This window comes from Stenotrophomonas maltophilia (assembly GCF_047497515.2).
GTDB lineage: Bacteria > Pseudomonadota > Gammaproteobacteria > Xanthomonadales > Xanthomonadaceae > Stenotrophomonas.
Window position 1 is genome coordinate 257393 of the sequence record NZ_JAXAXL020000001.1, and the last position, 19552, is coordinate 276944.

A 19552-nucleotide genomic window follows, 5' to 3' on the forward strand; every position below is an offset into this window, starting at 1 on the left:
TGCAGGGCCCCATGCCCGGCGGAAAGCAACAACGACACGGAGGGTGTTCGATGTTCGCTGTGGTTCCAGATCCGATTCCTGCACGCATGCGCGTGCTCAACCGCGCCGACGTGTGCGACGCCAATTTCCTCGAGTCGGTGCGTGGCTGGCGCGGCACGCCGCGCCCGCGCCCGGCGCCGGATGCACCGATCCTGCCAGGCAGCACGCTCACCGCCTCCGCCTTCGGCGAACTGTTCGATTCGCAGCTGGCCAGCCGCCAGCTGGACCTGATGGCGCGCGTGCTGCGCGTGCAGAACAAGGTCTTCTACACCATCGGTTCGTCCGGCCACGAAGGCAACGCGTTGCTGGCGCGGGCCTGCCGGCATACCGATCCGGCATTCCTGCACTATCGTTCCGGCGCCTTCATGGCCGAGCGTTCGCGTCAGGTGCCGGGCATCGATCCGCTGCGTGATGCCGCACTGTCATTCGCCGCCAGCGCCGACGATCCGGCCAGTGGTGGCCGCCACAAGGTGTGGGGCAGCAAGCCGCTGTGGGTGCTGCCGCAGACCTCGACGATTGCTTCGCACCTGCCGAAGGCGCTGGGTACCGCGCTGGCCATCGAGAGTGGCAAGCGGTTGGGGCAGGCGCTGCCGATTCCCGCCGACAGCATCGTGCTGTGCTCGTTCGGCGATGCCTCGGCCAACCACGCGACCGCGCAGACTGCGTTCAACACGGCGATGTGGTCGGCCTACCAGAAGCTGCCGGCACCGGTCCTGTTCGCGTGCGAGGACAACGGCCTGGGCATCTCGGTGAAGACGCCGGACGGCTGGATCGCCGAGCGCTTCAGTCGCCAGCCGGGGCTGGACTACTTCTTTGCCGATGGCCTGGACCTGGCCATTGGCCACGCCCAGGTGCAGGCGGCAGTGGACCACTGCCGGCGTACCCGGCGGCCGACCTTCCTGCACCTGCGCACCACGCGCCTGATGGGCCATGCCGGCACCGATTTCGAGGTGGAATGGCGCGCGCTGCCGGAGCTGTGTGCGGCCGAGGCGAGCGACCCCCTGCTGCGCTCGGCGCAGATCGCGCTGGAGTCCGGCTGGATGGATGCCGCGGCCATCGAGGTCGCCTACGAGACGATGCGCGCGCGCTGCATGGCCGCCGCCGCCGATGCCGAAAGCAGCGCGAAGCTGCGCTCGTTGCAGGAGGTGATGGCGCCGTTGGCACCGTACTCGCCTGCGGCGGTGCAGGCCGAAGCGCAACGCGAAGTCGCCCCCGAAGCACGCGAAGCCCTGTATGGCGGTGCCGATGCATTGCCTGAACGACAGCCGCCGCGGCATCTGGCCATCCAGATCAACCACGCCCTGCAGGAGTTGCTGGCCAAGTACCCGCAGAGCCTGTTGTTCGGCGAGGACGTGGCGCAGAAGGGTGGGGTGTACACGGTCAGCAAGGACCTGCTGCGCCGCTTCGGCCCACGCCGCGTGTTCAACACCCTGCTGGACGAAACCATGATCCTGGGCATGGCCCAGGGCCTGGCCAACATGGGCATGCTGCCGATCCCGGAAATCCAGTACCTGGCCTATCTGCACAACGCCATCGACCAGCTGCGCGGCGAGGCCTGCTCGCTGCAGTTCTTCTCCAACGACCAGTTCCGCAACCCGATGCTGGTACGGGTGGCCGGGCTGGGCTACCAGAAGGGCTTCGGCGGCCACTTCCACAACGACAATTCGATCACCGCGCTGCGTGATATCCCGGGCCTGGTGGTCGGCTGCCCGTCGCGCGGCGACGATGCGGTGATGATGCTGCGCACGCTGGCCGCGCTGGCGCGGGTAGACGGTCGCGTGGCGGTGTTCCTGGAGCCGATCGCGCTGTACATGAGCAAGGATCTGCACGAAGCGGGCGATGGCCAGTGGTTGTTCGACTACCCGGCGCAGGGCCGGGCGCTGGTGCCGGGCGAGGGTCGCGTCTACGCGGCCGACGCCGGGGACCTGGTGGTCTTCACCTATGGCAATGGCGTACCGATGGCGCTGCGTGCGGCGCGTGCGATCGAGCAGCAGCTGGGCTGGCAGGTGCGGGTGGTCGACCTGCGCTGGCTGGTGCCGCTGGATGCCGGTTTCATCGCCGCACAGGCCGCCAGCGCCCGGCGCGTGCTGGTGCTGGATGAGGGCCGTCACAGCGGCGGGGTCGGCGAGGGCGTGGTTACCGCGCTGGTCGAGGCGGGGTTTGGCCATCTCCCGCTGCGCCGGGTCTGCGGTGCCGATACCTATACCCCGCTGGCGGGGGCAGCAATGTTCGGGCTTCCAAGCGACAATGCGGTGATTGGCGCCGCCCTCGATCTGGCGCAGGAAGCTTGATGCATGTGTGGATTGGCGGGAATGTTGTTGCCGGCGCCGATGGCGTCGGCCGAGGTGCTGCAGGCGCAGGTGCTGGCCATGGGCGAGGCGCTGCACCACCGCGGGCCGGATGATGGTGGCAGCTGGGTCGATGCCGGGGCCGGCATCGCGCTGGCGCATCGCCGCCTGAGCATTCTCGACCTGTCCCCGCTGGGCCACCAGCCGATGGCTTCGGCCGACGGTCGCTACGTGATGGCCTATAACGGCGAGGTTTACAACTTCGCTGCGCTGCGCACCGAGCTGGAACCGCTGGGCCACGCCTTCCGCGGCCATTCCGACACCGAAGTCCTGCTGGCAGCGATTCTGCAGTGGGGCATGGAGGACACCCTGCAGCGCTGCAACGGCATGTTCGCCATCGCGCTGTGGGACCGCCAGCAACAGTGCCTGTGGCTGGCCCGCGACCGCGTCGGCAAGAAGCCGCTGTACTACGGCTGGGCCGGCGACACGCTGGTGTTCGGCTCGGAACTGAAGGCGCTGTGGCAGCATCCGGCCTTCGACAACGACATCGACCGTGACGCGCTGACCCTGCTGCTGCGCCTGGATTACATCCCGGCACCGCACAGCATCCACCAGCGCTGCTACAAGCTGATGCCGGGGCGCGTGCTGCGCCTGGACGCTGAAGCTGTGGCCGCCGGTGCGGCCGCGCATCGCCCGGAGCAGGCGCAGCGCCCGTTCTGGGATGCGAGGGCGCGCATGCAGGCGGCGCTGGCAGCGCCGTTCCAGGGCCGCATCGAGGAGGCCGAGGAACAGCTGGATACGCTGCTGCGCGATGCGGTGGCGCTGCGCATGGTGGCCGACGTGCCGGTGGGGGTGTTCCTGTCCGGGGGCACCGATTCGTCACTGGTGGCCGCGCTGATGCAGGCGCAGAGTGGGCAGCCGGTGCACAGTTTCAGCATCGGCTTCACCGATTCGGGGCACGACGAGGCGCCGTTGGCCAAGGAACTGGCTGCACACCTGGGCTGCGACCACACCGAGCTGTATGTCAGTGGTGCCGATGCGCTGGCCGTGGTGCCGCAGTTGCCGGCGATGTTCGACGAACCCTTCGCCGATGCCTCGCAGGTGCCGACCGCGCTGGTGGCGCGCCTGGCGCGGCAAGGCGTGACAGTGGCGCTGTCCGGTGATGGCGGCGATGAACTGTTCTTTGGTTACACCCGTTATGTGCGCGCGCTGCGCAACTGGCAGATGCTGGGGCGGGTGCCCGGCCCGCTGCGGCGCTGGATGGGCGCGCGCGCGCAGCAGCAGGGCGAGGCCTCGCGAACCGGCGGCCTGGCTGCGCTGCTGGCCGAGTCCGGCGCACGCGGCATCGGCGATGTGTACCGCAACCGCATCTCGCGTTGGCGCGATCCGGCCGCGGCGGTGCTGGGCGCGCAGGCGGCAGGCAGCTTCTACGACCTGGCCGACCCGCTGCACGGCGCCGGCACGCCGGCCGATGCGATGATGCTGGCCGATTACGTGACGTATCTGCCCGATGACCTGCTGTGCAAGGTAGACCGCACCTCGATGGCGGTCAGCCTGGAAGCACGTGCGCCGCTGCTGGATTGGCGCGTGGCCGAGTTCGCCTGGTCGCTGCCGCTGGGCTTCAAACGCAGCGAAACCACCAGCAAGGTGCTGCTCAAGCGTGTTCTTGGCCGCTACGTGCCGCAGTCGATGGTGCACCGGCCCAAGCGCGGCTTCGGTGCGCCGGTCAGCGATTGGCTCAAGGGCGACCTGCGGCCGTGGGCCGAGGATCTGCTGCAGCCGGCTCGATTGGAACGCGAAGGCGTACTGTCGGCGGCGGCGGTGCAGCCGCTGTGGCAGCAGTTTCTCGGCGGGCAGCGCAAGTGGCACACCCACCTGTGGAACGTGCTGATGTTCCAGGCCTGGCAGGCGCACTGGCGGCAGGTGCGGGCCGAGGTAAGCGGCCGCTGATCTTCACCGAAGCGCACGGGCTTGGCGGCTAGGCTGGGCCTCCCGCACCGTGAGGAGACTGTCCTGATGTCCGTTCCCACCATCGCCGTGTTCGTCGGCAGCCTGCGCAAGGATTCCTGCAACCGCAAGCTGGCCCATGCGCTGGAGAAGATCGCCGGCGACCGCGCGCGCTTCCAGTACGTGCAGATCGGCGATCTGCCGCTGTACGACCAGGATTTCGATGGCCAGTACCCGCCGCAGGGGACCCGGTTGAAGGACCAGGTGCGCGCGGCCGACGCGGTACTGTTCGTGACCCCGGAGTACAACCGCTCGGTGCCGGGCGTGCTCAAGAATGCCATCGACATCGGCTCGCGGCCGTATGGTGACAGCGCGTTTGCCGGCAAGCCGGCCGCAGTGATCGGCGCCTCGATCGGCCAGATCGGCACCGCCGTGGCCCAGCAGCACCTGCGCAACAGCCTGGCGTTCCTGGACATGCACGTACTCGGCCAGCCCGAGGCGTTCATTCATTTCAAGGACGGCCTGATCGATGCTGACGGCACGATCCACAACGAAGGCACGCAGAAGTTCCTGCACGGCTACGTGGACCGGTTCCTTTCGCTGATCGCGGTCCACGTCAAGGGCGATTGACGCCAGCGGTCGTCGCCCCCATCTGCGATAATGGCCTGCTCGGGTGCCGCAACGGCGCCTGTCGCAGGCAGTGCGACGCCCCCACGCCAGTCTGGCAGGCACCGGCGGATATCCCCCGTTTCTCCACGGCTTATCCACAGGCTTGTCCATGGCTGCCGGGGTCGGCGCATGCCTACACTGGCCCGGCCCACTTTCGCAGGAAACACCGCAGCATGTCCGCTCGTTCCGGCTTCCGTTCCAACCGCAGAGAGCGCGGTGATGGCTTCGATCGTGATCGCGACGAGTCGCGCATCGACCAGTTGCGGGTGCCGCCGCATTCGGTGGAGGCCGAGCAGGCGGTGCTGGGGGGCCTGATGCTGGCGCCGGAGGCCTATGACCGGGTCAACGACCAGCTGACCGAGGGCGATTTCTACCGCCGCGACCACCAGATGATCTACCGCGCGATCCGCGAGCTGTCCGAGCGCGAGCGGCCGTTCGATGCGGTGACCCTGGGCGAGTGGTTCGAATCGCAGGGCAAGCTGGAACTGGTCGGCGATGGCGCCTACCTGATCGAGCTGGCCAGTACCACGCCGTCGGCGGCCAACATCGTGGCCTATGCCGAGATCGTGCGTGACAAGGCGGTGCTGCGGCAGCTGATCCAGGTCGGCACCGACATCGTCAACGACGGTTTCCAGCCCGAAGGCCGTGACAGCAGCGAGCTGCTGGCCTCGGCGGAAAAGAGCGTGTTCGCCATCGCCGAGCAGGGCGCACGGGGCCGTACCGATTTCGTGGCGATGCCTGGTGCGCTGAAGGACGCCTTCGAAGAGCTGCGCAACCGCTTCGAGAATGGCGGCAACATCACCGGCCTGCCGACCGGCTACACCGACTTCGATGCGATGACCGCCGGCCTGCAGCCGACCGACCTGATCATCCTGGCCGCGCGCCCGGCCATGGGCAAGACCACCTTCGCGCTGAACATCGCCGAGTACGCGGCGATCAAGTCGAAGAAGGGTGTTGCGGTGTTCTCGATGGAAATGTCGGCCTCGCAGCTGGCGATGCGCCTGATTTCCTCCAACGGCCGCATCAACGCGCAGCGCCTGCGTACCGGCCAGCTGGAAGACGAGGACTGGAGCCGCGTCACCAGCGCGATCAAGATGCTGAAGGAAACCAAGATCTTCATCGACGATACGCCGGGTGTGTCGCCGGAAGTGCTGCGTTCCAAGTGCCGCCGCCTCAAGCGCGAGCACGATCTTGGCCTGGTGGTGATCGACTACCTGCAGCTGATGAGCGTGCCGGGCAACAGCGAAAACCGTGCGACCGAAATCTCGGAGATCTCGCGTTCGCTGAAGGGCCTGGCCAAGGAACTGCACGTGCCGGTGATCGCGCTGTCGCAGCTCAATCGCTCGCTGGAAACACGTACCGACAAGCGCCCGGTGATGGCCGACCTTCGCGAATCGGGCGCAATCGAGCAGGACGCGGACATGATCGTGTTCATCTACCGCGACGACTATTACAACAAGGAAAACTCGCCGGACAAGGGCCTGGCCGAGATCATCATCGGCAAGCACCGAGGTGGCCCGACCGGCTCGTGCAAGCTGAAGTTCTTCGGTGAGTACACGCGTTTCGACAACCTGGCCCACGACTCGGTCGGTTCGTTCGAATAACCGTAGTGCCGGCCGCTGGCCGGCACTCACCCCACGGCCGGCAGACCATTCGAAACGCCAAACTTCCGTACGTGGCGTGTAAATGACATGTAACGCGCCGCTTCTACGATTCCGCCGCTGCTGCCCTTTCGACGCCGCCCTTCGGCGTCCAGCGTGCCCAAGGAATCCGCCCCCATGCCGTCCCACGCTCCGCTTCGCCGCAACCTGCTGGCCCTGCTGGTCTGTGCTTCGCTGCCGTCGCTGGCCGCTGCTGAAACCGCTCCCGCCACCGACGCGCAGTCGGCCACCACGCTCGATTCGATCTCGGTGATCGGCCGCGGCGAAGCCCGCCAGGTCCAGCGCGTGACCGCCGAGGACATGAAGGTGCTGCCGCCCGGCGCCAATCCGCTGAAGCTGCTCGCGACCAAGCCGGGCGTGCATTTCGAATCGGCCGATGCCACCGGCGCCTACGAGTGGTCCACCACCATCAGCCTGCGCGGCTTCAACCAGAACCGCCTCGGTTACACCCTCGATGGCATTCCGCTGGGCAACATGGCTTATGGCAACAGCAACGGCCTGCACATCAGCCGCGCGGTGATCAGCGAGAACCTCGGCGGTGCCGAAGTCTCCACCGGCATCGGCGCACTGGGTACGCCGTCCACCAGCAATCTCGGTGGCGTGTTCCAGTTCTATTCGATCGATCCGTCCACCGAGTTCGGCGTGGTGTTGGCGCAGGGCTTCGGCAGTGACAGTGCGCGGCGCAGCTATGCGCGCCTGGAGACCGGCGAGCACCAGGGCTTCGCCGCCTACCTGTCCGGTGTGTACTCCGAGGGCGACAAGTGGAAGGGCAAGGGCTCGCAGGAGCTGAAACAGTTCAACAGCAAGGCGACCTACAACTTCGGTACAGACAGCAAGATCACCGCGTTGTTCAATGTCTCGCGGCGCGTCGAAGCGGACTACCAGGACCTGTCGCTGGAGATGATCGATCGCCTCGGCTGGGACTGGGACAACTACGCGCCGGACTGGGATCGCGCGGTCGCCGCCGCACGTGGCACATTCAGCGGCGGCGTCAACAGCCCGTGGGATGCGTATTACTCCGGCCATGGCCTGCGCAACGATGACCTGTCCAGCATCGCCGGCGATTTCGGCCTGAACGAATCGATGCGGCTGAAGGTCAACGTCTACAACCACAGCAACCGTGGCCAGGGCCACTGGTTCAGCCCGTCCAATCCGTCCAACCCGGGTACCAGCCGCGAGATCCCGATCTCGATCCGCACCACCGAATACGCGATCGACCGCACTGGCGTGACTTCGGCATTCACCTGGAATGTCGGCGGCCACGAACTCGAGGCCGGCCTCTGGTACGAGGACAACGGCCACAGCGTGCAGCGCAACTTCTACTACATCGACGGCCCGATCACCGACGACTTCTTCCTGCGCAATCCGGACCAGCGCGTGTGGCACCAGCGCTATACCACCATCACCCGCCAGTTCTACGTGCAGGACCGCTTCCGCCTGTTCGATGACCGGCTGACCATCGACATCGGTGCGAAGTCGCCGCACACCCGCACCAGCGTGCGCACGCCGCTGGGCAGCTATGCCAACAACAGCAGCCTGACCGCGAAGAAGGGCTTCCTGCCGCAGGCCGGCTTCAACTTCAAGCTCAACGAAGGCAACGAGATCTTCGGTTCGTTTGCCAAGAACATCGCGGCCTATGCGCTGGGTGTCGGCAGCCCGTTCAACGTGCCGCAGGCCGCCTTCGACGCCAGCGCGCAGAACCTGAAGCCGGAGCAGTCGCGCACCCTCGAGCTGGGCTGGCGTGGCTACGGCCGCGGCTATGAAGCCTCGGTGGCAGCGTATGACGTCAAGTTCGACAACCGCCTGCTGGCGATCGCCCAATGCGTGGGCATCCTCGGCTGCCCGGCGCTGTTCTCGAACGTGGGTTCGGTGACCAGCCGCGGCGCCGAGGCGACGCTGCAGCTGAAGCCGATGCAGGACCTGGCCTGGTCCAACGCGCTGTCGTGGAATGACAGCACCTACGACAACGACTACGTGAACAACGGCGTGGTGCCGACCCGCGGCAAGAAGACCGTCGACACCCCGGAATGGATGTTCGCCAGCACCCTGGCCTGGACCCCGGGCCCATGGGACATGCGCCTGTCGGCCAACCATGTCGGCAAGCGCTACGTGACCTACACCAATGACTTGTCGGTGCCGAGCTACTGGCTGGTCAACGCGTCGGTGGCCTATGACTTCGGCAAGCTTGGCCCGGCGCAGAACCTGACCGTGGCGCTGAACCTGACCAACCTGACCGACAAACGCTACCTGTCGTCGATCAACACCAACGGCACCTACGCCGCCGACCCGACCCGCAGCCTGGCGACGATGCAGGTCGGCGCGCCGCGGCAGGTGATGGCCACGGCGACCGTGCGCTTCTGATGCGCGGGACTGTCGATCCGGAAGACCGTCGTCGCCTGCTGCGCATGGCGTGGCAGGGCACGGGGGCGGCGATCGCGCTGGCGGCGATGCCGGGGCTGGCCACGGCCGGCCCACGGCCGCGGCTGGGGCGTGATCCGTTCACCCTCGGTGTCGCTGCTGGTGATCCGGATCCACAGGGGGCGGTGCTGTGGACGCGGTTGGCCCCGGACCCGCTCAACGGCGGCGGCATGCCGTCGCGGGCGGTGCCGGTGCGCTGGTTCGTGGCCGAAGACCCGGGCATGCGCCGGCTGGTGCAGCGCGGCGTCGCTGCCGCGGTGCCGGAGCTGGCCCATTCGGTGCATGTGGAGGTCAACGGCCTGCGCCCGGGCCGCGACTATTACTATCGATTCGCCTGCGACGGCGATGAGGAAAGCGCGGTCGGCCACTTCCGCACCGCGCCGCTGCCGGACATGCAGCTGCAGCAGCTGCGGTTGGCGCTGTGCACCTGCCAAGCCTGGAACAGTGGCTACTACCCGGTACTGCGCGACATCGCGCGGAGCGATGTCGACCTGGTACTGCATGCCGGAGACTACCTGTACGAATACAGCCCGCTGCAGAACGCACGCGGTCGCACGCTGGATGCCGAGCGCTTCAGCGGCGAGACGGTCAGCCTGGAGCGCTACCGTGACCAGTACGCGCTGTACAAGCTGGATCCGGATCTGCAGGCCGCGCACGCCGCACATGCCTTCGCGGTGATCTGGGACGATCACGAAGTGCAGAACGATTACTCCGGCATCCACCCGGAAAAGCCCGGCGTCTCGACCGAAGATTTCATCGTGCGTCGCGCCGCGGCCTACCGCGCGTTCTACGAACACCTGCCGATGCGCAGTTCGCCCGCGGGCAATGACGGCCTGCGCGTGCACCGTCGCCTGCGCTATGGCGACCTGGCACAGCTGACCCTGCTCGACTGCCGCCAGTTCCGCCCGGCCAATCCCTGTGGGGTGGGTGAGTCACCACGCTGTGATGCCGCATTGGACCCGCGCATGAGCATGCTCGGTGCAGGCCAGGAGGCGTGGTTCGCGCAGTCGATGGCCGCTGCGCAGGGCACGCGCTGGAACGTGGTGGTGCAGCAGCTGCTGATGGCGCAGCTGCGGCTGGACGGCGGAACGCCGCGCGAGCGCTTCTGGAACGACGCCTGGGATGGCTACCCCGCTGCACGCAAACGGTTGCTGCAGACGCTGCAGGCAGGCGGGCAGGGCAACGCCATCGTGCTCGGTGGCGACTGGCATTCCACCTTCGTCAACGACCTGAAGCTGGATTTCGACACGGCCGATGCCCCGGTGGTGGCCACCGAGTTCATCGCGCCGGCGATCAGCAGTGGCGGCGACGATACGCCCTATGGCCCGTACTACGGTCCGTCGATTCCGCAGAATCCGCATATCCGCTACTTCGACGGCGACCGTCGTGGCTGGTGGAAGCTGCAGCTGAACCGGCAGACCGTGGACGCCGAGCTGCGTTTCGCCGACAGCGTGCTGCGCCCGGACGCGGCGGTGCGTACAGCGGCGCGTTTCCAGGTGGCCCATGGCCGCCCGGGCGCGGTCCCGGTGTGAATTCGTTCGGTAGTGCCGGCCGCTGGCCGGCAACCCCATGAACCACCGGTTTCATCGCCCCCAGCCCGGTTTCGTCGCAAACCGTTTGCGGGCGGGGAGGGCAGGGCGCCATGGTGTCCACAGGCGGCGGGGTGCCGCCCCAAGGAGACCGTGATGAAGACCCTGTTCGCGCTCGGTGTGTGGTGCCTGCTGTTCGTGCTGTGCTGGCCGTTGGCGATCCTCGCCCTGATCGCCTGGCCGTTCGTGTGGCTGCTGAGCCTGCCGTTCCGCCTGGTCGGCATCACGTTCTCGGCGCTGTTCGCCTTCCTGCGTGCGCTGTTCATGCTGCCGGCGCGCCTGCTCGGTGGCGGCCCGGTGACCGCATGAGGTCCGTGTCGCTCGCCACGCTGGCGCTGGTTGCGCTGCCGGCGCTGGCTACACCGGCCGTGCCGCCGTCGTCTGCCTGGCTCGAGCGCCAGCAGACTGCGGCTGCCGACGAAGCGGATGCTGCGGCGGCAGCGACACCGAAAGCCCGCGAACGCTGCCGGGTGGTGAAGGAATGGAAGGCCGGCGATACGGTTGTGCAGCACAAGGTCTGCGACGACCCGCCGAAGAAGCCGGCTGGAAAGGTGTAGCGCCGAGCCTATGCCCGGCTCTACGTGGAAAGATCAACAAAAAACCCCGCCGAGGCGGGGTTTTTCGTATCCGGGTGATGCCGGCCAGCGGCCGGCACTACCAGCGAACGATCAGTTCGCCTTGTGGATGGCGCGCTTGCTGACCGCCATCGCTGCGTCGTGGATCACTTCCGACAGCGACGGGTGGGCGTGGCAGATGCGGGCCAGGTCATCGGCCGAGCCGCTGAATTCCATGGTCAGCACGCCTTCGTGCACCAGCTCGGAGACGTTGGCGCCGACCAGGTGCATGCCGAGGATGCGATCGGTCTCGGCATGGGCCAGGATCTTCACGAAACCTGCCGGCTCGATCATTGCCACGGCACGGCCGTTGGCGGCGAACGGGAAGCTGCCGGCCTTGTACGGAATGCCTTCGGCCTTCAGCTGCGCTTCGGTCTTGCCGACCCAGGCCAGTTCCGGCTCGGTGTAGATGACCCACGGGATGGTGTCGAAGTTGACGTGGCCCGGCAGGCCGGCGATCAGCTCAGCCACCGCGATGCCTTCCTCGAAGCCCTTGTGCGCCAGCATCGGGCCGCGCACGCAGTCGCCGACCGCCCACACGCCGTTGACGCCGGTGTGGCAGTGCGCGTCGACTTCGATCTGGCCGCGCTCGTTGATCTTGACGCCGGTGCCTTCGGCCAGCAGGCCCTTGGTGGCGGCGCGACGGCCAACGGCCACCAGCAGCTTGTCCACGGTCAGGGTCTTTTCGCCTTCGCTGTCGGTATAGGTGACAACGACTTCCTTCTTCTTGCCCTTGCCGGTGATCTCGGTCTTGGAGACCTTGGCACCGAGGCGGATGTCCAGCCCCTGCTTCTTGAATTCCTTGGCAGCGGTCTTGGCCACTTCGGCGTCGGCTACGGCCAGGAACTCCGGCAGTGCTTCCAGGATGGTGACTTCAGCGCCCAGGCGCTTCCACACGCTGCCCAGTTCCAGGCCGATCACGCCGGCGCCGATCACCGCCAGGCGGTTCGGCACTTCGGTGAAGTCCAGGCCGCCGACGTTGTCGACGATGGTCTCGCCGTCGAACTTGGCGAACGGCAGTTCGATCGAATCCGAACCGGCCGCGATGATCACGTTGGTGCCCTTCAGCTCGACGACGGAACCATCATGCTGGGTGACCTTGACCACGTTGCCCGGCTGCAGTTCGCCGAAGCCATAGTAGGCAGCGACCTTGTTGGCCTTGAACAGCATGCCGATGCCGCCGGTGAACTGCTTGACGATCTTGTCCTTGCGGCCAACCATCGCCTCGACGTCGATCTTGGCATCCTTGAAGCTGATGCCATGGTCGCCAAAGATGTGGCCCATGTTCCAGAACTGGCGCGAGGAATCCAGCAGCGCCTTGGACGGGATGCAGCCCACGCGCAGGCAGGTACCGCCCAGGGCCGGCTTGCCGTCCTTGCCCAGCGCTGCGTCGATGCAGGCGGTCTTCAGGCCCAGCTGTGCCGCGCGGATGGCAGCGTGGTAACCGGCCGGGCCGGCACCGATGACGACGACGTCGAATTGTTCAGCCATTGAATTATTCCTTGATGCATTACCAGAACCCCTCCGCGCAGGCGCGGAGGGGCGGGAGGTGTCTTACAGGCCGAACAGCATGCGGCCCGGGTTTTCCAGCTGGTTCTTGATGTCCACCAGGAACTGCACCGAATCCTTGCCGTCGATGATGCGGTGGTCGTAGGACAGCGCCAGGTACATCATCGGCGCGATCACGACCTGGCCGTTCTGGGCGATCGGACGCTCCTTGATGGCGTGCATGCCCAGGATGGCGCTCTGCGGCGGGTTGATGATCGGGGTCGACAGCAGCGAGCCGAAGGTGCCGCCGTTGGTCACGGTGAAGGTGCCGCCCTGCAGTTCTTCCAGGCTCAGCTTGCCGTCACGGGCCTTCTTGGCGTAGTCGGCGATGGTCTTCTCGATGTCGGCGAACGACATGCGCTCGACGTTGCGCAGGACCGGGGTGACCAGGCCCTTCTCGGTCGAGACGGCGATCGAGATGTCCGAGTAGCCGTGGTAGATGATGTCGTCGCCGTCGATCGAGGCGTTGACCAGCGGGAAGCGCTGCAGCGCGTTGGCAGCGGCCTTCACGAAGAAGCTCATGAAGCCCAGCTTGATGCCGTGGGCCTTGACGAACTCGTCCTGCAGTTCCTTGCGCGCCGCCGACACCTTGGACAGGTCGACTTCGTTGAAGGTGGTCAGCATGGCGGTGGAGTTCTTCGACTCCATCAGGCGCTCGGCGATGCGCTTGCGGATGCGGGTCATCGGCACGCGCTCTTCCGGACGTGCGCCACCGGCCTTGCCGGCGCCGCCGTTGCGGGCGAAGTTGACGATGTCTTCCTTGGTCACCGCGCCGCGGCGGCCGGTGCCGTCGACGTCAGACGGGTTCACGCCTTCGGTGATGGCGGTGAAGCGGGCGCCCGGCGGCAGTGCGTCGGCGGCCGACTTGGCAGCCGGAGCCGGAGCAGCGGCAGCGGCCGGAGCAGCGGCAGCGGCCGGTGCGGCTTCAGCCTTCTTCTCTTCAGCAGCCGGAGCCGGGGCAGCCGCGACGGCGCCTTCTTCGATGATCGCCACGACCTGGCTGGAGGTCACGGTCGAACCTTCGGCGAACTTGATTTCCTTGAGCACGCCATCGACCGGCGACGGCACTTCCAGGACGACCTTGTCGGTTTCCAGGTCAAGCAGGTTTTCGTCGCGCTTGACGGCGTCGCCGACCTTCTTGTGCCAGGTGGCGATGGTGCCGTCGGCGACGGATTCGGGCAGTACCGGGGCTTTGACTTCGGTGGCCATTGCGGGAGCTTCCTGGTTTGTCTTCTAAATAGGGGGAGGATTATTCAGCGAACGTGTCGTTGAACGGGTTGACCAGTGCATCGGCGACCAGCTGCTGCTGTTCGCGGACGTGGTCAGCCATGTGACCGGCAGCCGGCGAAGCCGAGCGTGCGCGACCGGCGTAGTGCAGGTTCTGGCCATCGGCCAGGCAGAACTGCAGGTGGTGGCGGATCTGGTACCACGCACCCTGGTTCTGCGGTTCTTCCTGCGTCCACACCACGTCGGTGGCCTTGCCGTACTTCTTCAGTTCGGCGGCCAGCAGCGCACGCGGGAACGGGTACAGCTGCTCCACGCGGATGATCGCCACGTCGTCCTGGCCACGCTTGGTCTGGTCTTCCAGCAGGTCGTAGTAGACCTTGCCCGAGCACAGCACCACGCGCTTGACCTTCTTGGCATCGGCGTTGGCGTCGCCGATCAGGTGCTGGAACTCGCCGTTGGCCAGTTCGTCCAGGGTCGACACGGCCAACTTGTGGCGCAGCAGCGACTTCGGCGACATCACCACCAGCGGCTTGCGGGTGGTCAGGTGCAGCTGGCGGCGCAGCATGTGGAAGGCCTGTGCCGGGGTCGACGGCACCACCACCAGCATGTTTTCCAGCGCGCACAGCTGCAGGAAGCGCTCCAGGCGCGCCGAGCTGTGTTCCGGGCCTTGCCCTTCGTAGCCATGCGGCAGCAGCAGGGTCAGGCCGGAGATACGGCCCCACTTGGCTTCACCGGCAGCGATGAACTGGTCGATCACCACCTGGGCGCCGTTGGCGAAGTCGCCGAACTGGCCTTCCCAGATGCACAGCGTGTTCGGATCGGTGGTGGAGAAGCCGTACTCGTAGGCCATCACCGCTTCTTCGCTGAGCAGCGAATCGATGACGGTGGCCTTTTCCGGCGAATCCACCAGCTGCCGCAGCGGCATGTAGTAGTTGTCGGTCTTCTGGTCGTGCAGGATCGCGTGGCGGTGCGTGAACGTACCGCGGCCGACGTCCTGGCCGACCAGGCGCAGCGCATGGCCTTCGTCGAGCAGGGTGGCGTAGGCCAGGTTTTCGGCAAAGCCCCAGTCGCCCGGGATCTCGCCGGCGGCCATCTTGCGGCGGTCGTCGTAGACCTTGGCCACGCGCGAGTGCAGCTGCACTTCGTCCGGCACGGTGTTGATCAGCTTGGCCAGCTCGACCAGCTTGTTCTTCTCGACCTTGGTCGAGACCGGATCGGACAGCTTGCCTTCCAGCAGCTTCGGCCAATCGACGAACAGCGGGCTGCTCGGCGGGGTCTTCTCGACCTTGGCCAGCTCGGTGGTCACTTCACCGGCGTCCAGCTTCTCGCGGTACGCATCGACCATCGCCTTGCCGGCACCGGCGGCGATCACCCCCGCCTTTTCCAGCTGCTCGGCGTACATCTCGCGGGTGGTGGCGTGCTTGCGGATCACCTGGTACATCAGCGGCTGGGTGATCGCCGGCTCGTCGGCCTCGTTGTGGCCCCAACGGCGGTAGCACATCAGGTCGATCACCACGTCCTTGGCGAACGTCTGGCGGAACTCGAAGGCGAGCTGCGCAGCGAACACCACCGCTTCCGGATCATCACCGTTCACGTGCAGCACCGGGGCGGCGATCATCTTCGCCACGTCGGTGGCGTAGCGCGTGGAGCGCGTATCCAGCGGGTTGGAAGTGGTGAAACCGACCTGGTTGTTGACCACGATGTGCACGGTGCCGCCGACGGCGAAGCCGCGCGCCTGCGACATCTGGAACAGCTCCATGACCACGCCCTGGCCGGAGAAGGCCGCGTCGCCGTGGATCAGGATCGGCATCACCTGCTTGCGGGCGGTGTCCTTGCGGCGCTCCTGGCGCGAACGCACGGAACCGGCCACGACCGGGTCGGCAATTTCCAGGTGCGACGGGTTGAACGCCAGCGCCAGGTGGACCGGGCCACCGTCGGTGGCGACGTCGGCCGAGAAGCCCATGTGGTACTTCACGTCACCGGCCGAGGCGTGCTCGTCGTGCTCGAACTTGCCTTCGAACTCGTCGAACAGCTTGCGCGGGTTCTTGCCCAGGGTGTTGACCAGCACGTTCAGGCGGCCGCGGTGGGCCATGCCGATCACCACGTCCTTGACGCCATCCTTGCCGGCGCTGCGGATGATGGTGTCCATCATCGGGATCAGCGAATCGCCACCTTCCAGCGAGAAGCGCTTCTGGCCGACGTACTTGGTGTGCAGGTAGCGCTCCAGGCCTTCGGCTGCGGTCAGGCGCTCCAGCGTGCGGCGCTGGGTGTCAGCGTCCAGCTGGTAGTTGCCACCGGCCAGTTCCAGCTTCTTGTAGATCCACTGGCGCTGCTCGACCTCGGAGATGTGCATGAACTCCGCACCGATCGAGCCGGTGTAGGTCGCCTTCAGGCGCGCCAGCAGGTCACGCAGCTTCATGCGCGGCTGGCCACCGACGCCGCCGGTGCTGAACTCGCTGTTGAGGTCGCCATCGGACAGGCTGTGGAACGGCAGGCCCAGGTCCGGGGTGTTGACCGGCGTGGTCAGGCCCAGCGGGTCCAGGCGGGCATCCAGGTGGCCGCGCGAACGGTAGGCGGTGATCAGACGACCGACATTGCGCTCACGCTCGTCGCCCGCACCGTTGCCGGTGCCGGCTTTCAGCGCATCCTTGGCCGCGTCCGCAATGTGGGAGATGACGGCCGAGTGCGGAATGTCACCTGCTTCGCGGCCCTTGAAGCCGTCGAAGTAGGTTTTCCATTTGGGATCGACACTATCCGGGGAGACCAGGTACTGCTCGTACAGGTCCTCGACATAGGAGGCGTTGCCGCCGGCGAGTTGCGAAGATTGCGCAAACTGCTTCAGTTGATTGTCCACGATGGAGGGTGTTGATTCGCTTTGTGGGGTATGGCTTCAGAAGGACCCGGCAGCTAGATGAATAGCCATGCACGGGCGCGTTCAAACAGCCAAATTGTACCCCCAACCGGACACGAAGGGGCACCACCACAGGCATCCCACGTCCCCCGGTGCCGCTCCCAGACAGGTTCGATCGATCGGGCCCGCTCAGATGCCGAGTGCGCGCAGCTCGCTGCAATCGCGCGAACGGTCCCAGACACGCTGCAATTGCAGCTCGAACGGCTGCGAACGTGCCGGTAGCGCGACGCCGGCCTCGCCGTCGAGGCGATGCCCCATCAGACGAAAGTAGAAGTCGCCGGCATCGTTGAGCAGGCAGGCCGAGGCCAGCGCACGGTCGACCGGGTCGGTCGCCTCGCGGAACTGGATCACACTGGGCAGGCGCTGGGCCAGCGCCAGCAAGGGCAGGCCGGCCGCGGCAACGGCCGCCGCGTCGTGCACGATCACCCGCAGCTGCTTGTCATGGCGGGCGGTGGCGAAGCGGCGCAACGCGGCCTGCACCGGCGGGGCGTCCAGCAGGCCGGGGTCCAGCTGGCGGCTGTGCAGCCACAACTGGCGGCGGGCGCGGTGGATGATCGCCGTGGTGATGGCCACCGCCTGGTCGCGGCTGTCGATGGCAGTGGTGGCACCCAACCGGCGGCGCATCTGCTGGTGGCCGATACCGGCTTCTTCAAACACCGCACCTTCGGGCAGGAAACCCTGGCGGGCGTAGAAATCACGGGCCGGCAGTTGTGCGTGCAGGTGCAGTTCGGCCAGGCCCAGCCGGTGCCCGGCCTCCACCAGTGCCTCCAGCAGCGCCTGGCCGACCCCATGGCTGCGATGGCTGGCCAGCACCGCCATGCGGCCGATACGTCCATCCGGGGTCAGCCGGCCGGTGCCGACGGGTTCGCCGTCGGCATCCAGCGCCAGCACATGGGCGCTGACCGGGTCCAGCGCGTCGCGCTCCAGCTCGGCGGCGATGCCCTGTTCCTGCACGAACACGCGCTGGCGCACGTCGTGGATGGCAACGTGGGCGTCGGCGTGGCTGACCTGCTGGACCCGGATCACGGCAGGGCTCAGGCGCGACCGTCGTCGCTGTCGTCTTCGTCGTGATCCTCGAAGTTGACGATGACCTCGATGCCGTCGTCGTGCACGGTCACGGTGTGGACATCGTCGGACACCGCGTCCGCATCGATCGCCTCCACGCGGTCACGGCCTTCGACCACCTCGCCGAGGACCATGGCGTCCTCGCCGTCGTCCTCGTCTTCGGCGTCATACAGCTCGTTGGGGTCGATCAGCTGGAACACACCACCGACCAGCAGCTGCTGGACCACGGCACGGCCCTTGTCGGACAGCCCGCGATAGGCGCCGGCATCGAGCTGTTCGGCGCCTGCGAGGCGCTGGGCGTCCTTCACTGGCAGCGCGAAGTCCTGGCCGCTGACATACAGGCTGGCGCCACGCTTGGCCTGGCGCCAGGCCAGTCGCGCCCACGGATGGCGCTGCAGCAGCAGGCCGGAGGCCAGTGCTTCAACCACTTCTTCCTGTGCCGGTGCGGCCTGGTGGGCCATCACTTCGCCGGCGGCGCGGTAGGTGGTGATGAAACGGCCGAACCAGTCACCCAGCTTGTCCGGGTCGTTCATGCGGATGGCATTGAGCGCGGTGATCACCCGCGCCATCGCCACCGTGTCGATTTCGTTCGGGTCGGCCGGCACCTTCAGGTCGGCGTCCTGGTAGCGGATGTTCTCGTCGGCATCGGCGATCAGGGTGTCCAGGTAGTCACTGATCAGCTCGGCCGAGGCCGGTGCGCGCATGCCGAACGAGAAGGTCAGGCAGGGATCTTCGGCGACACCGTGGTGCGGCACGTTCGGCGGCAGGTACAGCATGTCGCCCGGCGCCAGCACCCAGTCGTGGGTCGGCTTGAACACCTTCAGCAGCTTCAGTTCCACGTCCGGGCGGAAGCCCAGCGGCGGCTGCTTGCCCTTGATCGATTCGCTGGCGTCGATCTGCCAGCGGCGGTGGCCGTGCGCCTGCAGCAGGAACACGTCGTACTGGTCGACGTGGGCGCCGACCGAGCCGCCGGTGGCGGCGAAGCTGATCATCACATCGTCCATGCGCCAGCGCGGCAGGAAGCTGAAGTGCTCGATCAGGGCGCGCACGTCCTTGTCCCACTTGTCCACGTCCTGCACCAGCAGGGTCCAGTCGTGGTCGGGCAGGGCGGGGAAGATGTCTTCCTGGAACGGACCGCTGCGAACGCGCCAACTGTCCTGCGTCTTGTCGTGCTCGATCAGGCGCGCCAGCACGCCTTCCTCGCAGGCCAGCCCGGCCAGGTCTTCCGGCTGCACCGGGGTCTGGAAATCCGGGAAGGCGTTGCGGATCAGCAACGGGCGCTTCTGCCAGAAGTCGCGCAGGAAGGTGGCCGGTGCCATGCCCAGCGGCTGGCCCGGGCGGGCGGTGACTTCGATGAGCGGAGCGGAGGACTTGCGGGCGGCCATGGGGGAATCCTTGCAGCGGAAAGCGGGAGGGGCGGCACGGCGGGCCGCCTGAGGTCTCCATTGTCCGCCGTTCGTGGGGATTGCGCACGTGCGCGGGTTTGTCGCGGGGGTTCCGGCCAACGGCGGAGCCCCTCGTGGCGGTGTTTGGTCGCGTAAAGCGCTGGCTTCATGGGCTGGGCCGGGCGGGGTGG

The 19552-nt window shown here is 66.9% G+C and carries 13 protein-coding genes; 8 read left to right on the plus strand and 5 right to left on the minus strand.

What is annotated here, in order from left to right; all coding sequences use genetic code 11:
* The first annotated feature begins 50 nt into the window (after positions 1–50).
* The 8 genes from ACMZPQ_RS01320 (at position 51) to ACMZPQ_RS01355 (ending at position 11168) form a co-directional block, all read left to right on the plus strand.
* Entirely contained in the window at positions 51–2330 is a 2280-nt protein-coding gene (locus ACMZPQ_RS01320; RefSeq protein WP_197583704.1) for a transketolase C-terminal domain-containing protein, read from the plus strand.
* A gap of 3 nt (positions 2331–2333) precedes the next feature.
* Positions 2334–4277, plus strand: a complete 1944-nt coding sequence (gene asnB, locus ACMZPQ_RS01325; protein WP_197583705.1) for an asparagine synthase (glutamine-hydrolyzing) — start codon at positions 2334–2336, stop codon at positions 4275–4277.
* A 66-nt stretch (positions 4278–4343) separates the two neighbouring features.
* A complete protein-coding gene (locus ACMZPQ_RS01330) occupies positions 4344–4904 on the plus strand; it encodes an NAD(P)H-dependent oxidoreductase (protein WP_197583706.1) in 561 nt (186 codons plus the stop codon).
* A gap of 212 nt (positions 4905–5116) precedes the next feature.
* Positions 5117–6547, plus strand: coding sequence for a replicative DNA helicase (locus ACMZPQ_RS01335; RefSeq protein WP_197583707.1), 1431 nt, complete (start codon positions 5117–5119; stop codon positions 6545–6547).
* A 174-nt stretch (positions 6548–6721) separates the two neighbouring features.
* The gene (locus tag ACMZPQ_RS01340) at positions 6722–8965 is read left to right on the plus strand and encodes a TonB-dependent receptor domain-containing protein (protein ID WP_197583708.1); all 2244 of its coding nucleotides are present in this window, start codon (positions 6722–6724) and stop codon (positions 8963–8965) included.
* Entirely contained in the window at positions 8965–10554 is a 1590-nt protein-coding gene (locus tag ACMZPQ_RS01345) for an alkaline phosphatase D family protein (protein ID WP_197583709.1), read from the plus strand. Before ACMZPQ_RS01340 ends, ACMZPQ_RS01345 begins: the two co-directional genes overlap by 1 nt.
* Positions 10555–10707: 153 nt before the next feature.
* Positions 10708–10920, plus strand: coding sequence for a hypothetical protein (locus tag ACMZPQ_RS01350; RefSeq protein ID WP_107230906.1), 213 nt, complete (start codon positions 10708–10710; stop codon positions 10918–10920).
* Positions 10917–11168, plus strand: coding sequence for a hypothetical protein (locus ACMZPQ_RS01355; protein ID WP_197583859.1), 252 nt, complete (start codon positions 10917–10919; stop codon positions 11166–11168). Before ACMZPQ_RS01350 ends, ACMZPQ_RS01355 begins: the two co-directional genes overlap by 4 nt.
* Before the next feature lie 111 nt (positions 11169–11279).
* Here ACMZPQ_RS01355 and lpdA read toward each other — a convergent pair whose 3' ends face one another.
* The 5 genes from lpdA to ACMZPQ_RS01380 form a co-directional block, all read right to left on the minus strand.
* The gene (gene lpdA / locus ACMZPQ_RS01360; RefSeq protein WP_197583858.1) at positions 11280–12716 is read right to left on the minus strand and encodes a dihydrolipoyl dehydrogenase; all 1437 of its coding nucleotides are present in this window, start codon (positions 12714–12716) and stop codon (positions 11280–11282) included.
* Between the two features lie 63 nt (positions 12717–12779).
* Positions 12780–13982: a dihydrolipoyllysine-residue succinyltransferase gene (sucB, locus tag ACMZPQ_RS01365; RefSeq protein ID WP_197583856.1), complete on the minus strand. Its 1203-nt coding sequence runs from the start codon at positions 13980–13982 to the stop codon at positions 12780–12782.
* Between the two features lie 40 nt (positions 13983–14022).
* Positions 14023–16854, minus strand: coding sequence for a 2-oxoglutarate dehydrogenase E1 component (locus ACMZPQ_RS01370; protein ID WP_197583855.1), 2832 nt, complete (start codon positions 16852–16854; stop codon positions 14023–14025).
* Positions 16855–17040: 186 nt separating this feature from the next.
* Positions 17041–17937: a GNAT family N-acetyltransferase gene (locus tag ACMZPQ_RS01375; RefSeq protein ID WP_197583854.1), complete on the minus strand. Its 897-nt coding sequence runs from the start codon at positions 17935–17937 to the stop codon at positions 17041–17043.
* A gap of 8 nt (positions 17938–17945) precedes the next feature.
* Complete coding sequence (locus ACMZPQ_RS01380; RefSeq protein ID WP_197583853.1) at positions 17946–19361, minus strand: ribosomal protein uL16 3-hydroxylase; 1416 nt, start codon at positions 19359–19361, stop codon at positions 17946–17948.
* Positions 19362–19552 lie beyond the last annotated feature (191 nt).